We start from the raw sequence: 19,121 nt of genomic DNA on the forward strand, positions 1-19,121 counted from the left end.
TGATGGCTATTTGATGCGGAAAAAGATGCCTAACAATAACAGCCTTTCGCCGATTGCCAGAACCCTGAAGAAGCTGTGCTAAAGTCAGCGTCCTTTTTATCGACTTTCGCGTGATATGACCGATTCCAGTCCCGCCGCAAGCCCATCGAGCTTGAAAATCTACTTCCGCCTGCTCGGCTATGTCCGGCCGTACATCAGTCTGTTCCTGATCAGCATCGTCGGCTTTCTGATTTTCGCCTCGACTCAGCCAATGCTCGGCTACATCCTCAAGTACTTTGTCGATGGCCTGTCCAACCCTGAAGCGGTGCTGTTTCCCTCCGTGCCGTACCTGCGAGACCTGCAGCTGCTGCAGGCCGTACCGCTGTTGATCATCCTGATCGCCGCGTGGCAGGGGTTGGGTTCCTATCTGGGTAACTATTTCCTGGCCAAGGTTTCCCTTGGGCTGGTGCATGACTTGCGCGTGCAGTTGTTCAACAACCTGTTGGTGCTGCCTAACCGCTATTTCGACAAGCATAACTCCGGTCATCTGATTTCGCGTATCACCTTCAACGTGACCATGGTCACGGGGGCGGCAACAGATGCGATCAAGGTCGTAATCCGTGAAGGCATGACGGTGATCTTCCTGTTTGCCTCGCTGCTGTTCATGAACTGGAAGCTGACCCTGGTGATGGTGGCGATCCTGCCGCTGATCGCCGTAATGGTGCGCACCGCCAGCAAGAAATTCCGCAAGCAGAGCAAGAAGATCCAGCTGGCGATGGGCGATGTCACGCATGTGGCCTCGGAAACCATTCAGGGTTATCGCGTGGTTCGCAGCTTCGGCGGCGAGGCTTACGAAGAGCAACGCTTCCTCAACGCCAGCCAGAGCAACACCGACAAGCAACTGCGCATGACCCGTACCGGGGCGATCTACACGCCGATGCTGCAACTGGTGATCTACACCGCCATGGCGGTGCTGATGTTCCTCGTGCTGTTCCTGCGGGGTGACGCCTCGGCCGGTGACATGGTCGCTTACATCACACTGGCTGGCCTGCTACCCAAGCCGATCCGTCAATTGTCCGAAGTCAGCTCGACCATCCAGAAAGGCGTGGCCGGTGCCGAGAGCATCTTCGAGCAACTGGATGTCGAACCGGAAGTCGATACCGGCACCATCGAGCGCGATGCCGTGAGCGGTCGTCTGGACGTGCGCAACCTCAGTTTCACCTACCCAGGCACCGAGCGTCAGGTGCTGGACGACATCAGCTTCTCGGTCCAGCCGGGGCAGATGGTCGCACTGGTAGGGCGTTCGGGCAGCGGCAAGTCGACGCTGGCCAACCTGATTCCGCGTTTCTATCACCACAACAAGGGCGAAATTCTCATCGACGACGTGGAAGTCGAGCAGTACAAGCTGCTCAACCTGCGTCGTCATATCGCCCAGGTAACCCAGCACGTCACTCTGTTCAGCGATACCGTTGCCAACAACATCGCTTACGGCGATCTGGCCGGTGCACCGCGCGAAGACATCGAGAAAGCGGCGCGTGATGCCTACGCGATGGACTTCATATCCCAACTGCCGCAAGGCCTGGACACTCAGGTCGGCGAGAACGGTGTCTTGCTTTCCGGTGGCCAGCGCCAGCGTCTGGCGATTGCCCGTGCGTTGCTGAAGAACGCGCCGCTGCTGATTCTCGACGAGGCCACCTCGGCACTCGACACCGAGTCCGAACGGCACATTCAGGCGGCACTGGATCAGGTGATGAAGGGGCGTACCACGCTGGTGATCGCTCACCGTCTGTCGACCATCGAGAAGGCCGACCTGATTCTGGTCATGGATCAGGGGCGGATTGTCGAGCGCGGCACCCACGACCAGTTGCTGGCGCAAAATGGTTACTACGCGCGCCTCAACGCCATGGGCCTCGATGCCCCGGCCGAAGATATCGCCTGATTCCAGGCCCTGCCCTGTGGGAGCGAGCCTGCTCGCCCCCACAGTCGTTTGTATCCAGACCTTTACCCTTCTTGACCAAACCGGAATAAATCCGGGCACCGCGCTTGTTAAGGTTCATCAACGAACTCTGACTTTCATCGAGGGGGGCATCCCCGTCGCGCGGGTGCTTTCATGCTGCAACGTTATCTCTGGAAACTGCTGCCCAAGCCACAGCGGGCCTTTCTGCTTGGGCGCCTGTCGGTGGTCGATCGGCAGGTGGTGAACAAGTCGATGTCGGCCAATCTGACATTTCCCCATGCCTTCCAGCAGCGTTCCTGCCTGTTCATCCATGTCCCGAAATGCGCTGGCAGCAGTGTTTGCACGGCGCTGTTCAACGGCTGGCGACCCGGGCACTTGCCGCTGTACTGGTACGAAGAGCAGTTTCCTGAGCAGTTCGCCAACGCCTTCAAGTTCGCCTTTGTCCGCGATCCGCTGGAACGCGCCTATTCGGCCTACGCCTTCTTGCGTGGCAACGAGTTGAGCGCGCGTGACCATCCGGCGCAGCAGTTGGTGCGGCAGTACCGGGATTTCGACGATTTTGTCGCGCGCTGGCTGCATCCGGAAACGATTGGCCGGCAATTGCACTTTGCCGCGCAGACCGACTTTCTTACCGATTCGCTAGGGCATCTGGCGCTGGACTTCATCGGTTATCAGGAACACCTGACGCGGGATTTTCGTCTGATCTGTGAACAGTTGGGGCTGACTGGCGAGTTGCCTCACGTCAACGGCTCGCGGGAGCGGCAATCAATGCCGGCGCGCGAGTTCTGTTCGGTGCGCACCCGGCGTCTGGTGCGTCGGGTTTATCAGCGGGATTACGAGTTGCTCGGTTATGAATGAGTTCCTGTCAATACCGATGCAAACCCCGGCCATTCGGCCTTACGGTCTGGCGCTGCCACATCAGGCCCGTGCAGCGCTCAAGGCACAACACCCACGCTGCCTGTGGTTGACCGGGTTTTCCGGCGCAGGCAAGTCAACCCTGGCCAATGCCCTAGAACTGCACCTGCATGCGTCGGGTCTGCACACCTTTTTGCTCGATGGCGACAATGTGCGCAATGGCCTGTGCCGCGACCTGGGCATGAGCGACCTCTGCCGCCGGGAAAACATCCGGCGTATGGCCGAGGTGGCGCGGTTGATGGTCGACGCCGGGCTGATTGTGATCGTTGCGGCCATTTCGCCGTTCCGCGCCGAGCGCGACGCTGCGCGCAGGCTGTTTGCGCAGGATGAGTTCATTGAAGTGCACGTCAGCACTTCGCTGGAAGTCTGCGCCCGGCGCGATCCGAAAGGTTTGTATCAGGCCGTACGGGAAGGTCGGATCAAGCACTTTACGGGCGTGGACAGCCCTTACGAAGCGCCATTGGCAGCCGAGTGGCAAATCGACACCGAGGCGCTGGAATTGTCCGAAGCCTGTGGACAACTGGCGGCACTGGTGCTCAAAAAATGAGCAAAATAACTGACTGTTTCATCCTGTTGCAGGCTGCACTCAAGCCTGCGCCAACCCTGTGTTAATATCGCGCCCCTGTTCATTTTGTATGTGGGTTGCTCCATGAAGTTGTCCATGCCGCGATTCGATCAAGCCCCAGTCTTGGTGGTCGGCGATGTCATGCTCGACCGTTACTGGCATGGTGGAACCTCACGGATTTCCCCTGAGGCACCGGTACCGGTCGTAAAAGTCGAGCAAATCGAAGACCGCCCGGGCGGTGCTGCCAACGTTGCCTTGAACATTGCCGCGCTGGGTGCGCCGGCGTCGCTGGTCGGTGTGACCGGCGACGACGAAGCCGCCGACAGCCTGAGCAACAGTCTCAAGGGTGCTGGCGTGCGCGCGTTGTTCCAGCGCATTGCGCATCAGCCGACCATCGTCAAACTGCGGGTCATGAGCCGGCACCAGCAATTGCTGCGTATCGACTTCGAAGAACCGTTTGCCACCGATGCACTGGCCCTGGCCTCGCAGGTCGATGATCTGCTCGAAGGCATCAAGGTGCTGGTGCTGTCGGACTACGGCAAAGGCGCGCTGAAGAACCATCAGGCCCTGATTCAGGCGGCCCGTGCCAAAGGCATTCCGGTGCTGGCCGATCCCAAGGGCAAGGATTTTTCGATCTACCGTGGCGCCAGTCTGATCACGCCGAACCTCAGCGAATTCGAAGCCATCGTCGGCGGTTGCGCCGATGAGCACGAACTGGTGAGCAAGGGCGCGACCCTAATGCACGATCTCGAGCTCGGCGCGCTGCTGGTCACCCGTGGTGAACACGGCATGACCCTGCTGCGTCCGGAGCATCCGGCGCTGCACTTGCCGGCCCGTGCCCGTGAAGTGTTCGACGTGACCGGTGCCGGCGACACGGTGATTTCCACGCTGGCGGCGGCGATCGCTGCCGGTGAAGAACTGCCGCACGCGGTGGCGCTGGCCAATCTGGCGGCGGGCATCGTGGTCGGCAAGCTCGGTACTGCAGCAATCAGCGCTCCGGAACTGCGCCGCGCGATCCAGCGTGAAGAAGGTTCGGAGCGTGGGGTGCTAGGTCTGGAACAGCTGGTGCTGGCAGTGGCCGATGCCCGTGCGCATAACGAGCGCATCGTCTTCACCAACGGCTGCTTCGACATTCTGCATGCCGGGCACGTGACCTACCTCGAGCAGGCGCGCGCGCAGGGCGACCGGCTGATCGTGGCGATCAATGATGACGCCTCCGTCAGCCGCCTGAAGGGGCCGGGACGTCCGATCAACAGTGTCGACCGACGCATGGCGGTACTCGCCGGCCTCGGTGCGGTGGACTGGGTGATCAGCTTCCCGGAAGGCACCCCGGAAAACCTGCTGCGCGAGGTCAAGCCGGATGTGCTGGTCAAGGGCGGTGATTACGGTATCGACCAAGTGGTCGGCGCCGACATCGTCAAGGCTTATGGCGGCACGGTGAAAGTGCTGGGTCTGGTGGAAAACAGCTCGACGACGGCGATCGTGGAGAAAATCCGCGGTAACTGATTCAAGCTGAAAAGATCGCCGCCTGCGGCAGCTCCTACAGGGAAACGCATTCCATTGTAGGAGCTGCCGCAGGCGGCGATCTTTTGCTTTTCAGGAGCTGACTTTCTTGCGCGGTACGATCTTCTTCAGCAATTGCCTGGCCTTGCCGCGCAACCGCGCCAGTCCCGTAGGTTTCTCCGGCGGGGTCAGGCCTTGTTGGCGTAACCAGTCCTTCCAGCGAATCCGCTCGTCACGCACCAGCCAGCCATCCTGTCTGGCAAAGCTTTCGGCCAGATACAGACCGCGCGTGCCCGCCGGAGACAGCTGACCTTTCTTCAAGGTATACAGCTCGGCCAGCGGTTCGCCGTCCTGCAACGGCATCAGGTACAAATCCGGGCGCTTGCGGTCCAGTCGCGCCACCAGTTGATCACCTTCCAGGCGTTCATCGACGTGAAACAGACTCAGGGATTTGGCTTCCTTTGGCACGTCCAGGCGCAAGTCATAGATAAGTTGCAGCGATGCTGTCGGCAGATGCACGTAGGCCCGTGGTCGTTCGAGCAATTGCAGATTGGCGCAGCGCACCGGCCGCGCCGAACCGGACTGCGGCGTCAGGCGAAACGGCAGGGCCTCGCGATAATGCAGGGCGGAGGCGTAGGGTGCGGGTAGCCAGGTGTCGTTGAAGCGTCCGCCGAGCCAGCCTTCCGGGGTTTCCAGCAGGCACTCTTCGGCAATTTCCTGAATCGCCGTGTGCAGCGGGATGTTCAGTTCTTGAGCAGGCACGTAACCGGAAATCAGCTTGAGCACCACATCGCCACGATCCTGCCGACGCTGGCGCACCAGCACCCAGTAATCGCGATTCTGCCAGTGCAGGGTCAGGCGCACAGAGACCCCGAGGTTGGCCAGTTCCACCGCAAAGCGCTCGGCATCCGCCACGCTCACCGGTTTGCGCCGCTGCAGGGTCTGGGCGAAATTCAGCGGCATGCCGACGCTCTGATACGTCAGGCCTTCGGGCGTGGCCTCGACGAACAGCGGCAGCGTCTTGAAGTTGCTCGGGTTCTTTCTGATGAGCGTGCGCGGCATGTCGGCTCCTGCTTAAGGCCGCGGGGCGGCGTCAGTGACCACGGAGGACCTGGGCAACGGTCGCAACGTTATGGGCGAGGTGCAGCGGATTGATCGTCCCGACAATAGCACTGGCCACGCCGGGCTGCTGGAACAACAACTCGAAGCTGGCGCGCACCGGATCCACGCCCGGACTCAGGCATACATGGCCGCTGGCCAGGGCTTTTTTCACCAGAATGGCTTTGCCGTGGGCAGCAGCATAGTCAATGACTGCCTTCTCGTTCTGTTCGTTCAGATTGTAGGTGACCATCGCGCAGTCCCCTTGCTCCAGCGCCTTGAGTCCGCCCTCGACCGTTTTGCCGGAGAAGCCGAAACCGCGAATTTTGCCCTCGGCCTTGAGTGCGGCGAGGGTGGCGTAGACCTCTTCGTGTTCGAGGATGGCCAGATCGTTGCCGTCGGAGTGCACCAGCACCAGGTCGATAAAATCGGTTTCAAGACGTTGCAGGCTACGCTCGACCGACATCCGCGTATGCGCCGCACTGAAGTCATGGCGCGACAGGCCGTCGGCAAACTCTTCACCGACCTTGCTGACGATTACCCAGTCCTGCCGCTGGCCGCGCAACAACGGGCCGAGGCGTTCTTCGCTGCGACCGTAGGCCGGGGCGGTGTCGATCAGGTTGATGCCCAATTCGCGTGCCTGCCTGAGCAGCATGCGCGCGGCATCGTCATCGGGAATCTGAAAACCGTTGGGGTATTTCACCCCTTGGTCGCGGCCCAGTTTGACCGTGCCCAGGCCCAGCGGCGAGACCGTCAGGCCGGTGCTGCCCAGTGGGCGGTGGAGGTCGTGCAGGTTCGCGATAGTCATGGCAGCAGTTGCTCCCAGGCTGGAACGCCCATCGGTGGTTTTGGCAACGCCGGCAAAGGTTCGGCGGCTTGTGGCTGAATGCCGTCGCGCTCCAGCGAGGCGATGACCCGGTCGGCGAAGTCCGGCGCCAGTGCCAGTTTGGTCGGCCAGCCCACCAGCAAGCGCCCCTCTTCGGCGAGGAAGGCGTTGTCCGGGCGGGTCAGGCCGGTTTGCAGGGGCTCGGCGCGGTCGACGCGCAAGGTCGCCCATTGCGTGGTGCTGAGGTCGATCCACGGCAACAGCTGTGCGATCTCCTTTTGCGCCGTGGCGATCTGCTCGGCAGGTTCGCGGGCCACGCCATCGCTTTCGGCGATGTCACCGCCCATGTACCAGACCCACTGACCGTCAGCGGCCGGGTGGGTGGTCACGGTGATGCGCGGCTTGGTGCCGCCGCCCAGGCAATGGGCGTACAACGGTTTAAGGCCCGGGCCTTTGGCGATGATCATGTGCAGCGGTCGGCGTTGCATCTGCGGATGGGTCAGGCCCAGGTCTTCCAGCAACCGGGCAGTGCCGGCGCCGGCACTGAGGACGATGCGCTGGGCGTGGATTTCACGACCGTCGACCTTCAGACCGACCAGCACACCGGCTTCCAGCAGCGGTTCGATGGTTTGCCCGGCGAGCAGACCGTCACCGGCCAGATCGGCCAGGCGCTGGATCAGGCTCGGCACGTCAACCACCAGTTCGGCGAGGCGATAGACCTTGCCCTTGAAGCGCTTGTCTTGCAGGGCCGGCGGCAGTTGATCGCCCTTGACCTGATCGACGCGGCCACGCACGGCCTTGCTGGCGAAGAAACTGGTGAGGTTGCCGGCGAGTGTGCCGGGCGACCACAGGTAATGCGCTTCGGACAACAGGCGCACGCCGGACAGGTCCAGCTCGCCGTTGCCGGCCAGCGCTTCACGCCAGCGGCGCGGCATGTCGGCGATGGCTTCCGAGGCGCCGGTCAGCGCACCGTGCAACGCATATTTGGCGCCGCCGTGAATGATGCCCTGGGACTTCACGCTCTGCCCGCCGCCGAGACTGGCGCTTTCCACCAGCACGGTCGAAAAACCCTGACGGCGCAGACGCGCGTTCAGCCAGAGGCCGGCGACACCAGCGCCGACAATCAGAACGTCGGTGGAAATAACGGATGGCATGCAACGACCTCAGTGTTCAAGACGAGGGCGCAGTATACAGACTCGGGGATCGGAGCTCAGAGGCGAAAAAAGATCGCAGCCTGCGGCAGCTCCTACAGGGAAATGCATTCCAATGTAGGAGCTGCCGCAGGCTGCGATCTTTTTCTTCAGTGCCCTGCGGTTTTCGAGAACAGCTGGATGACCACCACACCCAGCACGATCAGCGCCATTCCGAGCATCGCCGGCACGTCCAGCTTCTGCCCATAAATGAACAGCGCTGCGACGCTGACCATGACGATGCCCATGCCCGCCCACACGGCGTAGGCGACTCCCACCGGTACAGTGCGCACCACCAGCGTCAGCATCCAGAAGGCGATGCCATAGCCGACGATCACCAGGATCAGCGGCAGCGGGGTGCTCAAGCCTCTGACCGCTTTCATCGAAACGGTGGCGATCACTTCGGCGCAGATGGCGATAGCCAGGAAGGCGTAGGCGTTCATGTGTAGATCCTCATGTAAAACGTTGCTTGCTGAGGCGGCATTCTAGTCGCTCGCCAGATGGGGTAAAGTCATTACCTATCTGTTTTGAAGATGGGTTGCAGCATGAATACCCTGTGGAATCTGGAACAACTGCGCGCCTTTGTCAGCGTTGCCGAACAACGCTCGTTTTCTGCCGTGGCGCGCCAGCAGCGCAAGGCGCAGTCGGCGATCAGCAGTGCGATTGCCATGCTGGAAGACGATCTGGGCGTCAGCCTGTTCGAGCGTAGCAGTGGTCGCCAGCCGCGGCTTACCGAAGCGGGGGAAGCACTGCTCGAAGAAGCCCGGGAAGTGCTGCGCCAATGCGAGCGCCTCAATGGACGGGCGATGGCGATGATGCGCGGTCAGGAAGCGCAGCTTCGGGTGGCTCAGGATGAAGCCATGCCGTATCAGGCACTGGTGGAAAGCTTCGATGCGCTGGCCGAGCAATTTCCCAGCCTCGAAGTGCAACTGACCAGCGCCGCCCAGGGTGAAGTCGCACGCAAACTGGTCGAGCGTCGCGCCGATCTGGGCTTGCTGTTCTATCACGACGAAATTCCCGAAGCGCTGGAGCGTCGGGTATTGGGCCGGGTGGAAATGGTCACCGTCTGCGGGATCAACCATCCGCTGGCAACGCAGTCCTACGTCACTTGCCAGCAACTGGCGCAACATCGGCAGTTGCTGATGTCGACGCAGACCAGCGTCTACCCCGGCAACGAACCGGCCAGCCCGCAAGTCTGGCGCGCTGACAGTTTCTATGTGATGGCCGAATGGCTGGTGCGGGATCTCGGCTGGGCCTGGCTGCCCCGGCATGTGGTGCAGTATTCGGCTTATCAGGGCCTGATGGTTGAACTGGACAGCGAATGGACCCCGCCGGCGCTGGTGGTGGAACTGGTCTGGCGCCGGGATGAACCCCTCGGCCCGGCTGCGCGCTGGCTGGCTGAACGTTTTGCCGTGCACTTGCGCGCGATTGGCGACAAAAGTCGATAAACTCCGCCGCCATGAATAGAACTCTCTACACCGCGCTGTTTTACCTGGGGCTGCCATTGGTGGCGATTCGGCTGTGGCTGCGTTCGCGCAAGGCCCCGGCGTATGCCAAGCGGATTGGCGAGCGCTTCTCTTACGGGATGCCGCGACTGCAACCCGGCGGGATCTGGGTGCACGCGGTGTCTGTGGGCGAAAGTATTGCCGCCGCGCCGATGATTCGCGCCTTGCTGCAGCGTTATCCACAGCTGCCGATCACCGTGACCTGCATGACGCCGACCGGATCGGAACGGATTCAGGCGTTGTTCGCCGGCGAACCGCGCATCCAGCATTGTTATCTGCCCTATGACTTGCCGTGCGCAGCGGCGCGTTTTCTGGATCGCGCTCAGCCGAAACTGGCGGTGATCATGGAAACCGAATTGTGGCCCAACCACATTCACCAGTGCGCCAAGCGTGGGATCCCGGTGGCGCTGGCCAATGGTCGACTGTCCGAACGATCGGCGCGGGGTTATGGCCGCTTCAGCAAGCTGACCGCGCCGATGCTCGCTGAAATGAGCTTGTTCGCGGTGCAGACCGAAGCCGAAGCCCGGCGCTTCCGAGATCTGGGCGCGCGCCCGCAGACGATCGAGGTCACTGGCTCGATCAAGTTCGACCTGACTATCGACCCGCAACTGCTGCAACGCGCCAATCAACTGCGTGGGCAATGGCAAGCGCTGGAGCGCCCGGTGTGGATCGCCGCTAGCACCCACGAAGGCGAAGACGAAGTGGTGCTCGACGCCCATCGCCGGCTGCTGGCGAACTACCCGAATGCATTGCTGATTCTGGTACCGCGCCATCCCGAACGCTTCAACTCGGTGTTCGACTTGTGCCAGCGTGAAGGCTTTGCCACGGTGCGCCGTTCCACCGGTGCCAACGTCGCAGCGGACACTTCAGTGCTGCTCGGCGACACCATGGGCGAGCTGCTGTTTCTCTATGCGCTGGCTGACAGTGCTTTCGTCGGCGGCAGCCTGGTGCCCAACGGCGGGCATAACCTGCTGGAGCCGGCGGCACTGGCCAAACCGGTGCTCAGCGGCCCGCATCTGTTCAACTTCCTCGACATCGCCGCGCAGTTGCGTGAGGCCGGTGCGCTGGCCGAAGTGGATGATGCCGAAGGGCTGGCGGTGGAAGTGCAGCGGCTGTTCGAATTGCCGCGCGATGCCCAGCGCATGGCCGAGGCGGGGCTGGCGGTGATGCGGCGTAATCAGGGGGCGCTGCAGCGGTTGCTGGATGGCTTGGGCCGGTTGATCAAGTAAGTCAGCACACCAAAGAGCAAAAAAGATCGCAGCGTGCCGCAGCTCCTACAGAAAAATGCATTCCAATTGTAGGAGCTGCGGCACGCTGCGATCTTTTGCTTTTCAGGCTTAAGGCCGGGCCTTGAGTTGCGCTTCGGCTGCCTTGGCCAGATCCGGTGGCAAGAAGTCCTTGTCCGGGTTGTAGTCGGCCTTCAGATAGCGCGCCAGGTCTTGCAAGTCACCCGGATTCAAGGTCCCCGCCGCCTGCTTCAAGCGCAGGTTGTCGAGGATGTAGTCGTAGCGGGTGTTGTTGTAGTTGCGCACCGAGGTGTACAGCTGACGCTGGGCGTCGAGCACGTCGACGATGTTGCGCGTACCCACCTGATAACCGATTTCCGTGGCTTCCACCGCGCTCTGGTTGGAGATGATCGACTGGCGGCGCGCCTGCACCTGCTCGACATCGGTGTTCACCGCGCGGTGCAGGTTGCGGGTGTTTTCCACCACCTGCCGGCGCAGGGATTCGCGCTGTTGCTCACTCTGATCCAGTTGCGCATAGGACTGGCGCACTTGCGAACTGGTCAGCCCGCCGCTGTAGATCGGAATGTTCAGTTGCAGGCCCAGGGTGCTCTGCTCGACGTTGCCGCTGTACGGCGTACCGAAGGCGTTCGGGTTGGCGAAACCGAGGGCGTCGTTGTCACCCTTTTCGTATTTGGCCACGGCATCGAGGGTCGGCAGGTGACCGGCCTTGCGCTGTTTGAGGGTCTGTTCGGCGGAGCTGACCGCAAAGTTGCTCGCCAGCAGATTGAGGTTCTGTTTGCCCGCGGTGTCGACCCAGGCCTTGGCGTCGTTTGGCGCCGGCGGCAGGATCGGCAGCGTGTGGACGATGCCCTGAATCGAGTTGTACTGACGGTTGGTCAGGGTGATCAGCGCTTCAAACGCATCATCCACCTGACGCTGCGCAACGATACGGTTGGCGCGCGCGGTGTCGTAACTGGCTTGCGATTGCAGGACGTCGGTCTTGTCCGACAGGCCGACATCGAAGCGCTCGTTGGACTGGTCGAGCTGACGCTTGAACGCGGCTTCTTCAGCCTTGGTCGAGGCCAGGTTGTCCTGACTGCGCAGCACGTTGAAGTAGCTTTCGGCCGATTGCAGGATCAGGTTCTGTTCGGTGGCTGACAGTTGCAGCGCGGCTTGTTCGTTGACGTCCTTGGCAGCCTGATACTGGAACCAGCGGTCGGCGCGGAACAACGGCTGGGCCAGGGTCGCCTGATAGGAATGCGCGCTGCGATTGGCAATGGCTGAAGGCTGGTCGATCGAGGTGCGCACGTCCGCCACTTCGGCGCCGCCGGACAGGTTAGGCAGCAACCCCGCGCGGGCCTGCGGCACCACTTCTTTCTGGGCCCCGTACTGGGCGCGGGCGGCGGCCAGATCGGCGTTGTTGTCGACGGCTTCCTGATAGACGCTGACCAGATCGGTCTTGGTCGACAAGGGCGCTTCTGCTGCCCAGGCCATTGCGTTGGACGCACAAGACACGGCAAGAGCCAGTGAAAGTTTGCGCAGCATGAGGCGATCCCTAGCAAAAATATTACGGAAATAATGTGCGCGCCAAGGCTACGGCGCGGCCCCGGCAGCGTCAAGGCGCGCAGGGCACTGCGAGTGTAGTTGCGCAATCGTGCGGCAACAATCCTGCAAGTCCCGGTAATTGCGCCATTCATCATGGTGTTTGCCGCGGTGTTGGCGTTCTTTGCCGGTTGTGTCTAGACTGGCCGGGTTCTTGTCGGGGTGCCTTGCTATGAGGCTGAGATCGAATAATTTCGGATCCCGTTGAACCTGATCAGGTTAGCGCCTGCGTAGGGAACAAGATTTCTCGTCACCCGGCGAGTCCTCTTGTGCTTCGTCCGGGAAATTGTTCGACAATCGAACGCTCGACGACGATGCACAGCACCAGTCCTGGTGCGTCCGTGCCTTTCAGGTTCTGCTCCGACAATCCATTGCCTGGATGCTGTCTGGAGAGCCCGTGATGACTACAAAAGCAAAAAACGCGATCAACCTGAGTGACTCGGCCAAGGTCGATGAGCAGTCGGTTCAGCCGTTCACCCGTTCGCAAAAAGTCTACGTTCAGGGCTCGCGCCCGGACATCCGCGTGCCGATGCGCGAAATCACCCTCGATGTGACGCCGACTGACTTCGGCGGCGAAATCAACGCGCCGGTCACCGTCTACGACACCTCCGGCCCGTACACCGATCCGAACGTGGTGATCGACGTGCGCAAAGGTCTGGGCGACGTGCGTTCGGCGTGGATCGACGACCGTGGCGACACCGAACGTTTGCCTGGCCTGAGTTCCAATTTCGGCCAGGAACGTCTCGCTGATCCTGAGCTGACCAAGCTGCGTTTCGCCCACGTCAACAACCCGCGCCGCGCCAAGGCCGGGGCCAACGTCAGCCAGATGCACTACGCGCGCAAAGGCATCATCACCGCCGAGATGGAATACGTCGCCATCCGCGAAAACATGAAGCTGCAAGAAGCCCGCGTCGCTGGCCTGTTGACTCAGCAACACGCCGGCCACAGCTTCGGCGCGAGCATCCCGAAAGAAATCACCGCTGAATTCGTCCGCGAAGAAATCGCCCGTGGCCGCGCGATCATTCCGGCCAACATCAACCACGTCGAACTGGAACCGATGATCATCGGCCGTAACTTCCTGGTGAAGATCAACGGCAACATCGGCAACAGCGCCCTGGGTTCGTCCATCGAAGAAGAAGTGGCGAAACTGACCTGGGGCATTCGCTGGGGTTCGGACACCGTGATGGACCTGTCCACCGGCAAACACATTCACGAAACCCGCGAATGGATCATCCGCAACTCGCCGGTGCCGATCGGTACGGTGCCGATCTATCAGGCACTGGAGAAGGTCAACGGCGTCGCTGAAGACCTGACCTGGGAGCTGTTCCGCGACACGCTGATCGAACAGGCCGAGCAGGGCGTCGACTACTTCACCATCCACGCCGGTGTGCTGCTGCGCTACGTGCCGTTGACCGCCAAACGCGTGACCGGCATCGTTTCCCGTGGTGGTTCGATCATGGCCAAGTGGTGTCTGGCGCACCACAAAGAGAACTTCCTCTACACCCACTTCGACGAAATCTGCGAAATCATGAAGGCTTACGACGTCAGCTTCTCGCTGGGCGACGGCCTGCGTCCGGGCTCGATTGCCGACGCCAACGACGAAGCGCAATTCGGCGAACTGGAAACCCTCGGCGAGCTGACCAAGATCGCCTGGAAACACGACGTGCAGTGCATGATCGAAGGCCCGGGCCATGTGCCGATGCAGTTGATCAAGGAGAACATGGACAAGCAGCTGGAGTGCTGCGACGAGGCGCCGTTCTACACCCTCGGCCCGCTGACCACCGATATTGCGCCGGGTTACGACCACATCACCTCGGGTATCGGTGCGGCGATGATCGGCTGGTTCGGTTGCGCGATGCTCTGCTACGTGACGCCGAAGGAGCACCTCGGCTTGCCGAACAAGGATGACGTGAAAACCGGGATCATCACCTACAAGATCGCCGCCCACGCAGCGGACTTGGCCAAAGGGCATCCGGGCGCGCAGATTCGCGACAACGCCTTGAGCAAGGCGCGTTTCGAATTCCGTTGGGAAGACCAGTTCAACCTCGGTCTCGATCCGGACACCGCGCGTTCGTATCACGACGAAACCCTGCCGAAGGACTCGGCCAAGGTCGCGCACTTCTGCTCGATGTGCGGGCCGAAATTCTGCTCGATGAAGATCACTCAGGAAGTCCGTGAATACGCGGCCAACCAGCGGATCGACGCGGTCGACGTGGACGTCGCCCAAGGCCTGGCGGAGCAGGCCGAGCGGTTCAAGAAGGAAGGCAGTCAGCTGTATAAAAAAGTCTGATCCCTGACTGATCTTTTGTGGTGAGGGGATTTATCCCCGATCGACTGCGCAGCAGTCGCAATTTTGAGAACCGGGTCCTTCAGATGTACCGCATTCTCAGGTTTTGGGGCTGCTTCGCAGCCCATCGGGGATGAATCCCCTCGCCACAAGTGGGCCAGCTTGATCACACACAACAACAAATGTCCCTCTGAGATAACACCCTTGAGCATTCAACCCGGCACTTATTCCCCCGACCTCGCCGTACCCGCCGATAAGCGAGTATTCGGCGGTCGCGATCTGTTTTCCCTGTGGTTCTCCCTCGGCATCGGCCTGATGGTGTTGCAGACCGGCGCCTTGCTCGCGCCTGGTCTGGGCCTGTCCGGTTCGCTGCTGGCGATTTTCCTCGGCACGCTGGTTGGCGTTCTGCTGTTGGCCGCTGTCGGCGTGATCGGCAGCGACACCGGTCTGTCGTCGATGGCCGCACTGAAACTGAGCCTCGGCAGCAAAGGCGCGGCCCTGCCGGCGCTGCTCAACCTGCTGCAACTGATCGGTTGGAGCTCGTTCGAAATCATCGTCATGCGCGACGCCGCCAGCCTGCTCGGCAGCCGTGCGTTCAGCGAAGGTTCGCTGTGGGCCAGCCCGATGCTCTGGACCTTGTGCTTCGGCGCTCTGGCGACTTTGCTCGCGGTCAGCGGGCCACTGACGTTCGTGCGCAAGATCCTGCGTAAATGGGGTATCTGGCTGATCCTGGCGGCGTGCATCTGGCTGACCTGGAATCTGTTCGCCAAGGCTGATCTGGCGGCACTCTGGGCGCGTACCGGGGACGGTTCGATGCCGTTTGCCGTGGGCTTCGACATTGCCATCGCGATGCCGCTGTCGTGGCTGCCGCTGATCGCCGATTACTCGCGTTTCGGCAAGCGTGCGAAGAACGTGTTCGGCGGCACCGCCATCGGTTTCTTCATTGGCAATTTCTGGTTGATGAGTCTCGGCGTGGCCTACACCCTGGCGTTTGCGCCGAGCGGAGAAGTCAATGCGTTGCTGCTGGCACTGGCCGGGGCCGGTCTGGGCATTCCGCTGTTGCTGATTCTGCTGGATGAGTCGGAAAACGCTTTCGCCGACATTCATTCGGCAGCGGTGTCGAGCGGGATTCTGTTGCGCTTGAAAGTCGAGCATCTGGCCTTGGCCATCGGTGTGATCTGCATCCTGATTGCACTGCTGGCACCGTTGGCGCAGTACCAGAACTTCCTGTTGCTGATCGGCTCGGTGTTTGCGCCGCTGTTCGGCGTGGTGCTGGTGGATCACTTCATCCTGCGCAAGCGCAGTGCTCAGGTGGCGTCAGCCGCATTGCGCTGGCCGGCGCTGCTGGCGTGGCTGGGCGGAATCAGCACCTACCACTTGCTGGCGAATCTGTATCCGGATGTCGGCGCGACCCTGCCGGCACTGGTGCTGGCAGGGCTGTTGCAACTGGTGCTCGGCCGGGCTTTCAGTTACGGCCGGGAAACAGCTCGGGTTTGAGAATGCCGTTCAGGCGCGGGTAAGGAATTTTCAGTTCGACGTGGCCCAGCGCGTAAGGCGCGATGGTGCTCACGTCGTACTTGAGGATCACGCCACCGTAGGTCAGCGCCACGTTCGGGGTTTTGACGAACGGCCAGCTCTTCACGAAATCCGCTTCCTGATCGAGCTTGGTGCTGATCAGCCAGCTGTTATGCGCCACTTGCGCCGCTTTCCAGAACGCCTCTTCCTGACCCGGCAGCAACATGTCCGACAGGTTCAGCACTTTATGCTGCTGACGCGAATAGTTGATGAAACCGCGGCCCGGCGTGCCATGGGCGCCGCCGGTGTCGAGGTAGCTCGACAGTTCGATGATCACCAAGCCGTCATGCTGCTCGCGTACCTTGGCCTGCAAATAGCTGCTGTTGCGCGGGCCGGCGTTGCGCAGGAATTGATCACGATAGGCAGCCAGGGTTGGCGCCACCGCTGCGTTCTGCTCGGTGCGGGTCATTTGCAGCAGGCGTTTTTCGATAATGCCGTCCAGCGCAGGCTCGGCCGCGAAGTGCACGGTATCGATATTCACCAGCGGGCAGTCCGGGTTGGAACAGCCGGGTTTCAGGGTTTCCGACGCATCGCGGGTGGTTTCCAGCGGCGTGCGGTAGTTGGGCTGGAACAGGTTGGCGCAGGCGCCCAGGGTCAGGGCGATGGCGGCCACGGAGGCAATTTTGAAAAGCGACATGGGCGTCCTTTCTGAAACAGGGGAAGGCAAAAAGTTATCCGCTTCGACTCTCGCCGAAGCAGTCAGTTCGCCACTAAGCTAATTAGAGTGGGTTTCGCCGCCACCGTCCATCCCGCTGACGGTAAAGGGGCTGCATCAATCATCGCGGGCGCGTTAGGATGGCGCGAAGTCGAGGTCGCCAGTAACAAAAAGCAGCCTCGTATTGGATTTGCAGCAAGAGAGGATGCTCATGACAGATTTTGCCAACGCCACTCCGGCCACCGTCGATGTCGTAAAGCGCGAGCGCTGCTACGAGGGCTTCTACAAGCTCGACCGTTTGCACCTGCGCCATGAACTGTTCGCCGGGGGCATGAGCCGCGAGATCAACCGCGAAGTCTTCGTGCGTCACGATGCCGTGTGCCTGCTGCCTTACGATCCAAAGCGCGATGAAGTGGTGCTGCTCGAGCAGTTTCGCGTCGGTGCCATGGGCAAGACCGACAACCCGTGGCTGGTTGAGCTGGTCGCCGGTCTGATCGACAAGGTCGAAGTGCCGGAAGAAGTTGCTCACCGCGAGGCGCAGGAGGAAGCTGGGCTGGACATCAAGGCCCTGTGGCCGATGACCAAATATTTTCCGTCGCCGGGCGGCAGCAACGAATTCGTGCATTTGTACCTGGGGCACTGCAGCACCGAAGGCGTAGGCGGCCTGCATGGGCTGGAGGAAGAAGCCGAAGACATCCGCGTCACGGTCTGGGCCTTTGAAGATGCCTTGCAGGCCGTCCGTGACGGACGCATTGCCAACGCGGCGAGCATCATCGCCTTGCAATGGCTGGCGCTGAACCGCGCCGAAGTGAGGGGGTTATGGTCGTAAACAAGCTGCGCGATCGCTATCGAGTCGACCTCGCCGGGCTGCAAGCCGCCTGCGAGGCCAACTACGCGCGCCTGATGCGACTGGTGCCGGACATGCGCAACGACCCCGAGGCGCGACGGATCGCCGTGACCCAGGGCGAGCAGATGCTCGGCGTGCTGGCCCTCGAAGTGCTGCAGACCTGCCCGTACACCACCACTTTGCAGGTGCGTCAGGAACATAGTTTGCCGTGGCTGCCGGTGCCGCAACTGGAAGTGCAGGTCTATCACGACGCGCGCATGGCCGAGGTGATCAGCGCCGAACATGCACGACGCTTTCGCGGCATCTATCCTTACCCGAACGCCGCGATGCATCAGCCGGATGAAAAGGCCCAGCTCAATCTGTTCCTGGGGGAATGGCTGAGCCATTGTCTGGCCCTGGGGCACGAGTACGAAGTCGTACGCTAGTTGTGAACTGCGTCCGGTTCGCCGGTTTCCCCTTTGCGTCATCCCCCAGCATAATTGCGGCACTCAACCGATTCCGTGCTTTTGCCCTGGGAGAACGCCTTGCCGAGCGTATCCACATTGACCACCGCCGATCCGGCGCTGCTGGTGCAGTTATCCGACAGTCATCTGTTCGCCGAGGCGGACGGCACACTGCTGGGCATGAACACCCGCGAGAGCCTGCAAAAGGTCATTGAGTTGGTGCTGAGGCAGCAGCCGCAGATCGATCTGATGCTGGCCACTGGCGATATCTCTCAGGACGGCACGCTGGAGTCATATCAGCAGTTTCGCCAGATGAGCACGCAGATCGATGCACCGGCGCGCTGGATTCCCGGCAATCACGATGAACCGCTGATCATGGCGGAGGCCGCGGTGCAAAGCGCTCTGCTGGAATCAGTGGTCGATATCGGCAACTGGCGCGTGACCTTACTCGACTCGGCGGTGCCGGGCTCGGTGCCGGGGTATCTGCAGGATGATCAGCTGCAACTGCTGGCGCGCTCGCTGAGCGAAGCGCCGGAGCGTCATCATCTGGTGTGTTTCCACCATCATCCGGTGCCGGTGGGTTGTGCCTGGGCGGAGCCGATCGGTTTGCGCAATCCCGAAGCTTTTTTCGACGTTCTGGAACGATTTCCTCAGGCTCGTGCGGTGCTGTGGGGGCATGTGCATCAGGAAATCGACCGCGAGCGCAATGGTGTGCGGCTGATGGCTTCACCGTCGACCTGCATTCAATTCGAGCCAGGCAGTCACGACTTCAAGGTCGGTGAGCAGGCGCCGGGCTATCGCTGGTTGCGGCTGTTGCCGGACGGGCGGCTGGAAACTGGCGTGGAGCGCGTTACCGACTTCCAATTCACCGTCGATTACGGCTCCAACGGTTACTGACACTCCCTGTAGGAGCTGCCGAAGGCTGCGATCTTTTGATCCTGTTTTAAA

Annotated in this window: 17 protein-coding genes and 1 riboswitch; of the genes, 11 read left to right on the forward strand and 6 right to left on the reverse strand. The window is 61.4% G+C overall.

The window, feature by feature from the left end; genetic code table 11:
• Positions 1 to 115: 115 nt before the first annotated feature.
• The 4 genes from msbA to hldE all read left to right on the forward strand — a co-directional run bounded on the left by msbA (position 116) and on the right by hldE (position 4,922).
• Complete coding sequence (gene msbA, locus JN524_RS16035; RefSeq protein WP_202369961.1) at positions 116 to 1,918, forward strand: lipid A export permease/ATP-binding protein MsbA; 1,803 nt, start codon at positions 116 to 118, stop codon at positions 1,916 to 1,918.
• A 171-nt stretch (positions 1,919 to 2,089) separates the two neighbouring features.
• Positions 2,090 to 2,794 (forward strand): sulfotransferase family 2 domain-containing protein, encoded by a 705-nt coding sequence (locus JN524_RS16040; RefSeq protein ID WP_202369962.1) that lies wholly within the window; start codon positions 2,090 to 2,092, stop codon positions 2,792 to 2,794.
• The gene (gene cysC / locus JN524_RS16045) at positions 2,787 to 3,398 is read left to right on the forward strand and encodes an adenylyl-sulfate kinase (protein ID WP_202369963.1); all 612 of its coding nucleotides are present in this window, start codon (positions 2,787 to 2,789) and stop codon (positions 3,396 to 3,398) included. Before JN524_RS16040 ends, cysC begins: the two co-directional genes overlap by 8 nt.
• Positions 3,399 to 3,500: 102 nt before the next feature.
• On the forward strand, positions 3,501 to 4,922 hold the full coding sequence (hldE, locus tag JN524_RS16050; RefSeq protein WP_003221042.1) for a bifunctional D-glycero-beta-D-manno-heptose-7-phosphate kinase/D-glycero-beta-D-manno-heptose 1-phosphate adenylyltransferase HldE: 1,422 nt from the start codon (positions 3,501 to 3,503) through the stop codon (positions 4,920 to 4,922).
• A gap of 90 nt (positions 4,923 to 5,012) precedes the next feature.
• Here the strand turns inward: hldE and JN524_RS16055 are convergent, their stop codons facing one another.
• The 4 genes from JN524_RS16055 to JN524_RS16070 form a co-directional block, all read right to left on the reverse strand.
• The gene (locus tag JN524_RS16055; protein WP_027611383.1) at positions 5,013 to 5,981 is read right to left on the reverse strand and encodes a hypothetical protein; all 969 of its coding nucleotides are present in this window, start codon (positions 5,979 to 5,981) and stop codon (positions 5,013 to 5,015) included.
• 31 nt (positions 5,982 to 6,012) lie between these two features.
• Positions 6,013 to 6,825, reverse strand: a complete 813-nt coding sequence (locus JN524_RS16060) for an aldo/keto reductase (RefSeq protein ID WP_202369964.1) — start codon at positions 6,823 to 6,825, stop codon at positions 6,013 to 6,015.
• Positions 6,822 to 7,997, reverse strand: a complete 1,176-nt coding sequence (locus JN524_RS16065) for an NAD(P)/FAD-dependent oxidoreductase (protein ID WP_202369965.1) — start codon at positions 7,995 to 7,997, stop codon at positions 6,822 to 6,824. Before JN524_RS16065 ends, JN524_RS16060 begins: the two co-directional genes overlap by 4 nt.
• A 146-nt stretch (positions 7,998 to 8,143) precedes the next feature.
• Complete coding sequence (locus JN524_RS16070) at positions 8,144 to 8,476, reverse strand: DMT family transporter (protein ID WP_202369966.1); 333 nt, start codon at positions 8,474 to 8,476, stop codon at positions 8,144 to 8,146.
• A gap of 102 nt (positions 8,477 to 8,578) precedes the next feature.
• Here JN524_RS16070 and JN524_RS16075 point away from each other — a divergent pair, with 102 nt between their 5' ends.
• Both JN524_RS16075 and waaA read left to right on the forward strand, forming a co-directional pair.
• Positions 8,579 to 9,481, forward strand: a complete 903-nt coding sequence (locus JN524_RS16075) for a LysR family transcriptional regulator (RefSeq protein ID WP_202369967.1) — start codon at positions 8,579 to 8,581, stop codon at positions 9,479 to 9,481.
• An 11-nt stretch (positions 9,482 to 9,492) separates the two neighbouring features.
• Entirely contained in the window at positions 9,493 to 10,767 is a 1,275-nt protein-coding gene (gene waaA, locus JN524_RS16080; protein ID WP_202369968.1) for a lipid IV(A) 3-deoxy-D-manno-octulosonic acid transferase, read from the forward strand.
• A gap of 108 nt (positions 10,768 to 10,875) precedes the next feature.
• Here the strand turns inward: waaA and JN524_RS16085 are convergent, their stop codons facing one another.
• On the reverse strand, positions 10,876 to 12,309 hold the full coding sequence (locus tag JN524_RS16085) for a TolC family outer membrane protein (protein ID WP_097087093.1): 1,434 nt from the start codon (positions 12,307 to 12,309) through the stop codon (positions 10,876 to 10,878).
• Positions 12,310 to 12,514: 205 nt separating this feature from the next.
• A riboswitch (TPP riboswitch) is annotated at positions 12,515 to 12,620 on the forward strand.
• A gap of 146 nt (positions 12,621 to 12,766) precedes the next feature.
• Between JN524_RS16085 and thiC the strand changes: the two genes are divergently transcribed.
• Together thiC and cytX are read left to right on the forward strand one after the other, a co-directional pair.
• Positions 12,767 to 14,656, forward strand: coding sequence for a phosphomethylpyrimidine synthase ThiC (gene thiC / locus JN524_RS16090; protein ID WP_202369969.1), 1,890 nt, complete (start codon positions 12,767 to 12,769; stop codon positions 14,654 to 14,656).
• Between the two features lie 201 nt (positions 14,657 to 14,857).
• Positions 14,858 to 16,150 (forward strand): putative hydroxymethylpyrimidine transporter CytX, encoded by a 1,293-nt coding sequence (gene cytX, locus JN524_RS16095; RefSeq protein ID WP_202369970.1) that lies wholly within the window; start codon positions 14,858 to 14,860, stop codon positions 16,148 to 16,150.
• Here the strand turns inward: cytX and JN524_RS16100 are convergent.
• Positions 16,119 to 16,865, reverse strand: coding sequence for an RsiV family protein (locus JN524_RS16100; protein ID WP_027611391.1), 747 nt, complete (start codon positions 16,863 to 16,865; stop codon positions 16,119 to 16,121). The genes cytX and JN524_RS16100 overlap by 32 nt on opposite strands.
• Before the next feature lie 229 nt (positions 16,866 to 17,094).
• On the opposite strand from JN524_RS16100, the gene JN524_RS16105 reads away from it, so the two are divergent.
• The 3 genes from JN524_RS16105 to cpdA all read left to right on the forward strand — a co-directional run bounded on the left by JN524_RS16105 (position 17,095) and on the right by cpdA (position 19,070).
• Complete coding sequence (locus JN524_RS16105) at positions 17,095 to 17,712, forward strand: NUDIX domain-containing protein (protein ID WP_202369971.1); 618 nt, start codon at positions 17,095 to 17,097, stop codon at positions 17,710 to 17,712.
• Complete coding sequence (locus tag JN524_RS16110; RefSeq protein ID WP_007967395.1) at positions 17,703 to 18,155, forward strand: DUF1249 domain-containing protein; 453 nt, start codon at positions 17,703 to 17,705, stop codon at positions 18,153 to 18,155. The genes JN524_RS16105 and JN524_RS16110 overlap by 10 nt, the downstream gene beginning before the upstream one ends.
• 99 nt (positions 18,156 to 18,254) lie before the next feature.
• Complete coding sequence (gene cpdA / locus JN524_RS16115) at positions 18,255 to 19,070, forward strand: 3',5'-cyclic-AMP phosphodiesterase (RefSeq protein ID WP_202369972.1); 816 nt, start codon at positions 18,255 to 18,257, stop codon at positions 19,068 to 19,070.
• Positions 19,071 to 19,121 lie beyond the last annotated feature (51 nt).

It is taken from the genome of Pseudomonas sp. MWU318, assembly GCF_016756945.1.
GTDB lineage: Bacteria > Pseudomonadota > Gammaproteobacteria > Pseudomonadales > Pseudomonadaceae > Aquipseudomonas > Aquipseudomonas putida_A.

Bases quoted from the DNA above. Each gene is read 5' to 3' on its own strand.
- hldE (WP_003221042.1), top strand. From the start codon at position 3,501: ATGAAGTTGTCCATGCCGCGATTCGATCAAGCCCCAGTCTTGGTGGTC.
- msbA (WP_202369961.1), top strand. From the start codon at position 116: ATGACCGATTCCAGTCCCGCCGCAAGCCCATCGAGCTTGAAAATCTAC.
- JN524_RS16060 (WP_202369964.1), bottom strand. From the start codon at position 6,825: ATGACTATCGCGAACCTGCACGACCTCCACCGCCCACTGGGCAGCACC.
- JN524_RS16105 (WP_202369971.1), top strand. From the start codon at position 17,095: ATGACAGATTTTGCCAACGCCACTCCGGCCACCGTCGATGTCGTAAAG.
- JN524_RS16070 (WP_202369966.1), bottom strand. From the start codon at position 8,476: ATGAACGCCTACGCCTTCCTGGCTATCGCCATCTGCGCCGAAGTGATC.
- JN524_RS16065 (WP_202369965.1), bottom strand. From the start codon at position 7,997: ATGCCATCCGTTATTTCCACCGACGTTCTGATTGTCGGCGCTGGTGTC.
- JN524_RS16075 (WP_202369967.1), top strand. From the start codon at position 8,579: ATGAATACCCTGTGGAATCTGGAACAACTGCGCGCCTTTGTCAGCGTT.
- JN524_RS16040 (WP_202369962.1), top strand. From the start codon at position 2,090: ATGCTGCAACGTTATCTCTGGAAACTGCTGCCCAAGCCACAGCGGGCC.
- JN524_RS16055 (WP_027611383.1), bottom strand. From the start codon at position 5,981: ATGCCGCGCACGCTCATCAGAAAGAACCCGAGCAACTTCAAGACGCTG.
- thiC (WP_202369969.1), top strand. From the start codon at position 12,767: ATGACTACAAAAGCAAAAAACGCGATCAACCTGAGTGACTCGGCCAAG.
- JN524_RS16110 (WP_007967395.1), top strand. From the start codon at position 17,703: ATGGTCGTAAACAAGCTGCGCGATCGCTATCGAGTCGACCTCGCCGGG.
- JN524_RS16085 (WP_097087093.1), bottom strand. From the start codon at position 12,309: ATGCTGCGCAAACTTTCACTGGCTCTTGCCGTGTCTTGTGCGTCCAAC.
- JN524_RS16100 (WP_027611391.1), bottom strand. From the start codon at position 16,865: ATGTCGCTTTTCAAAATTGCCTCCGTGGCCGCCATCGCCCTGACCCTG.
- waaA (WP_202369968.1), top strand. From the start codon at position 9,493: ATGAATAGAACTCTCTACACCGCGCTGTTTTACCTGGGGCTGCCATTG.
- cysC (WP_202369963.1), top strand. From the start codon at position 2,787: ATGAATGAGTTCCTGTCAATACCGATGCAAACCCCGGCCATTCGGCCT.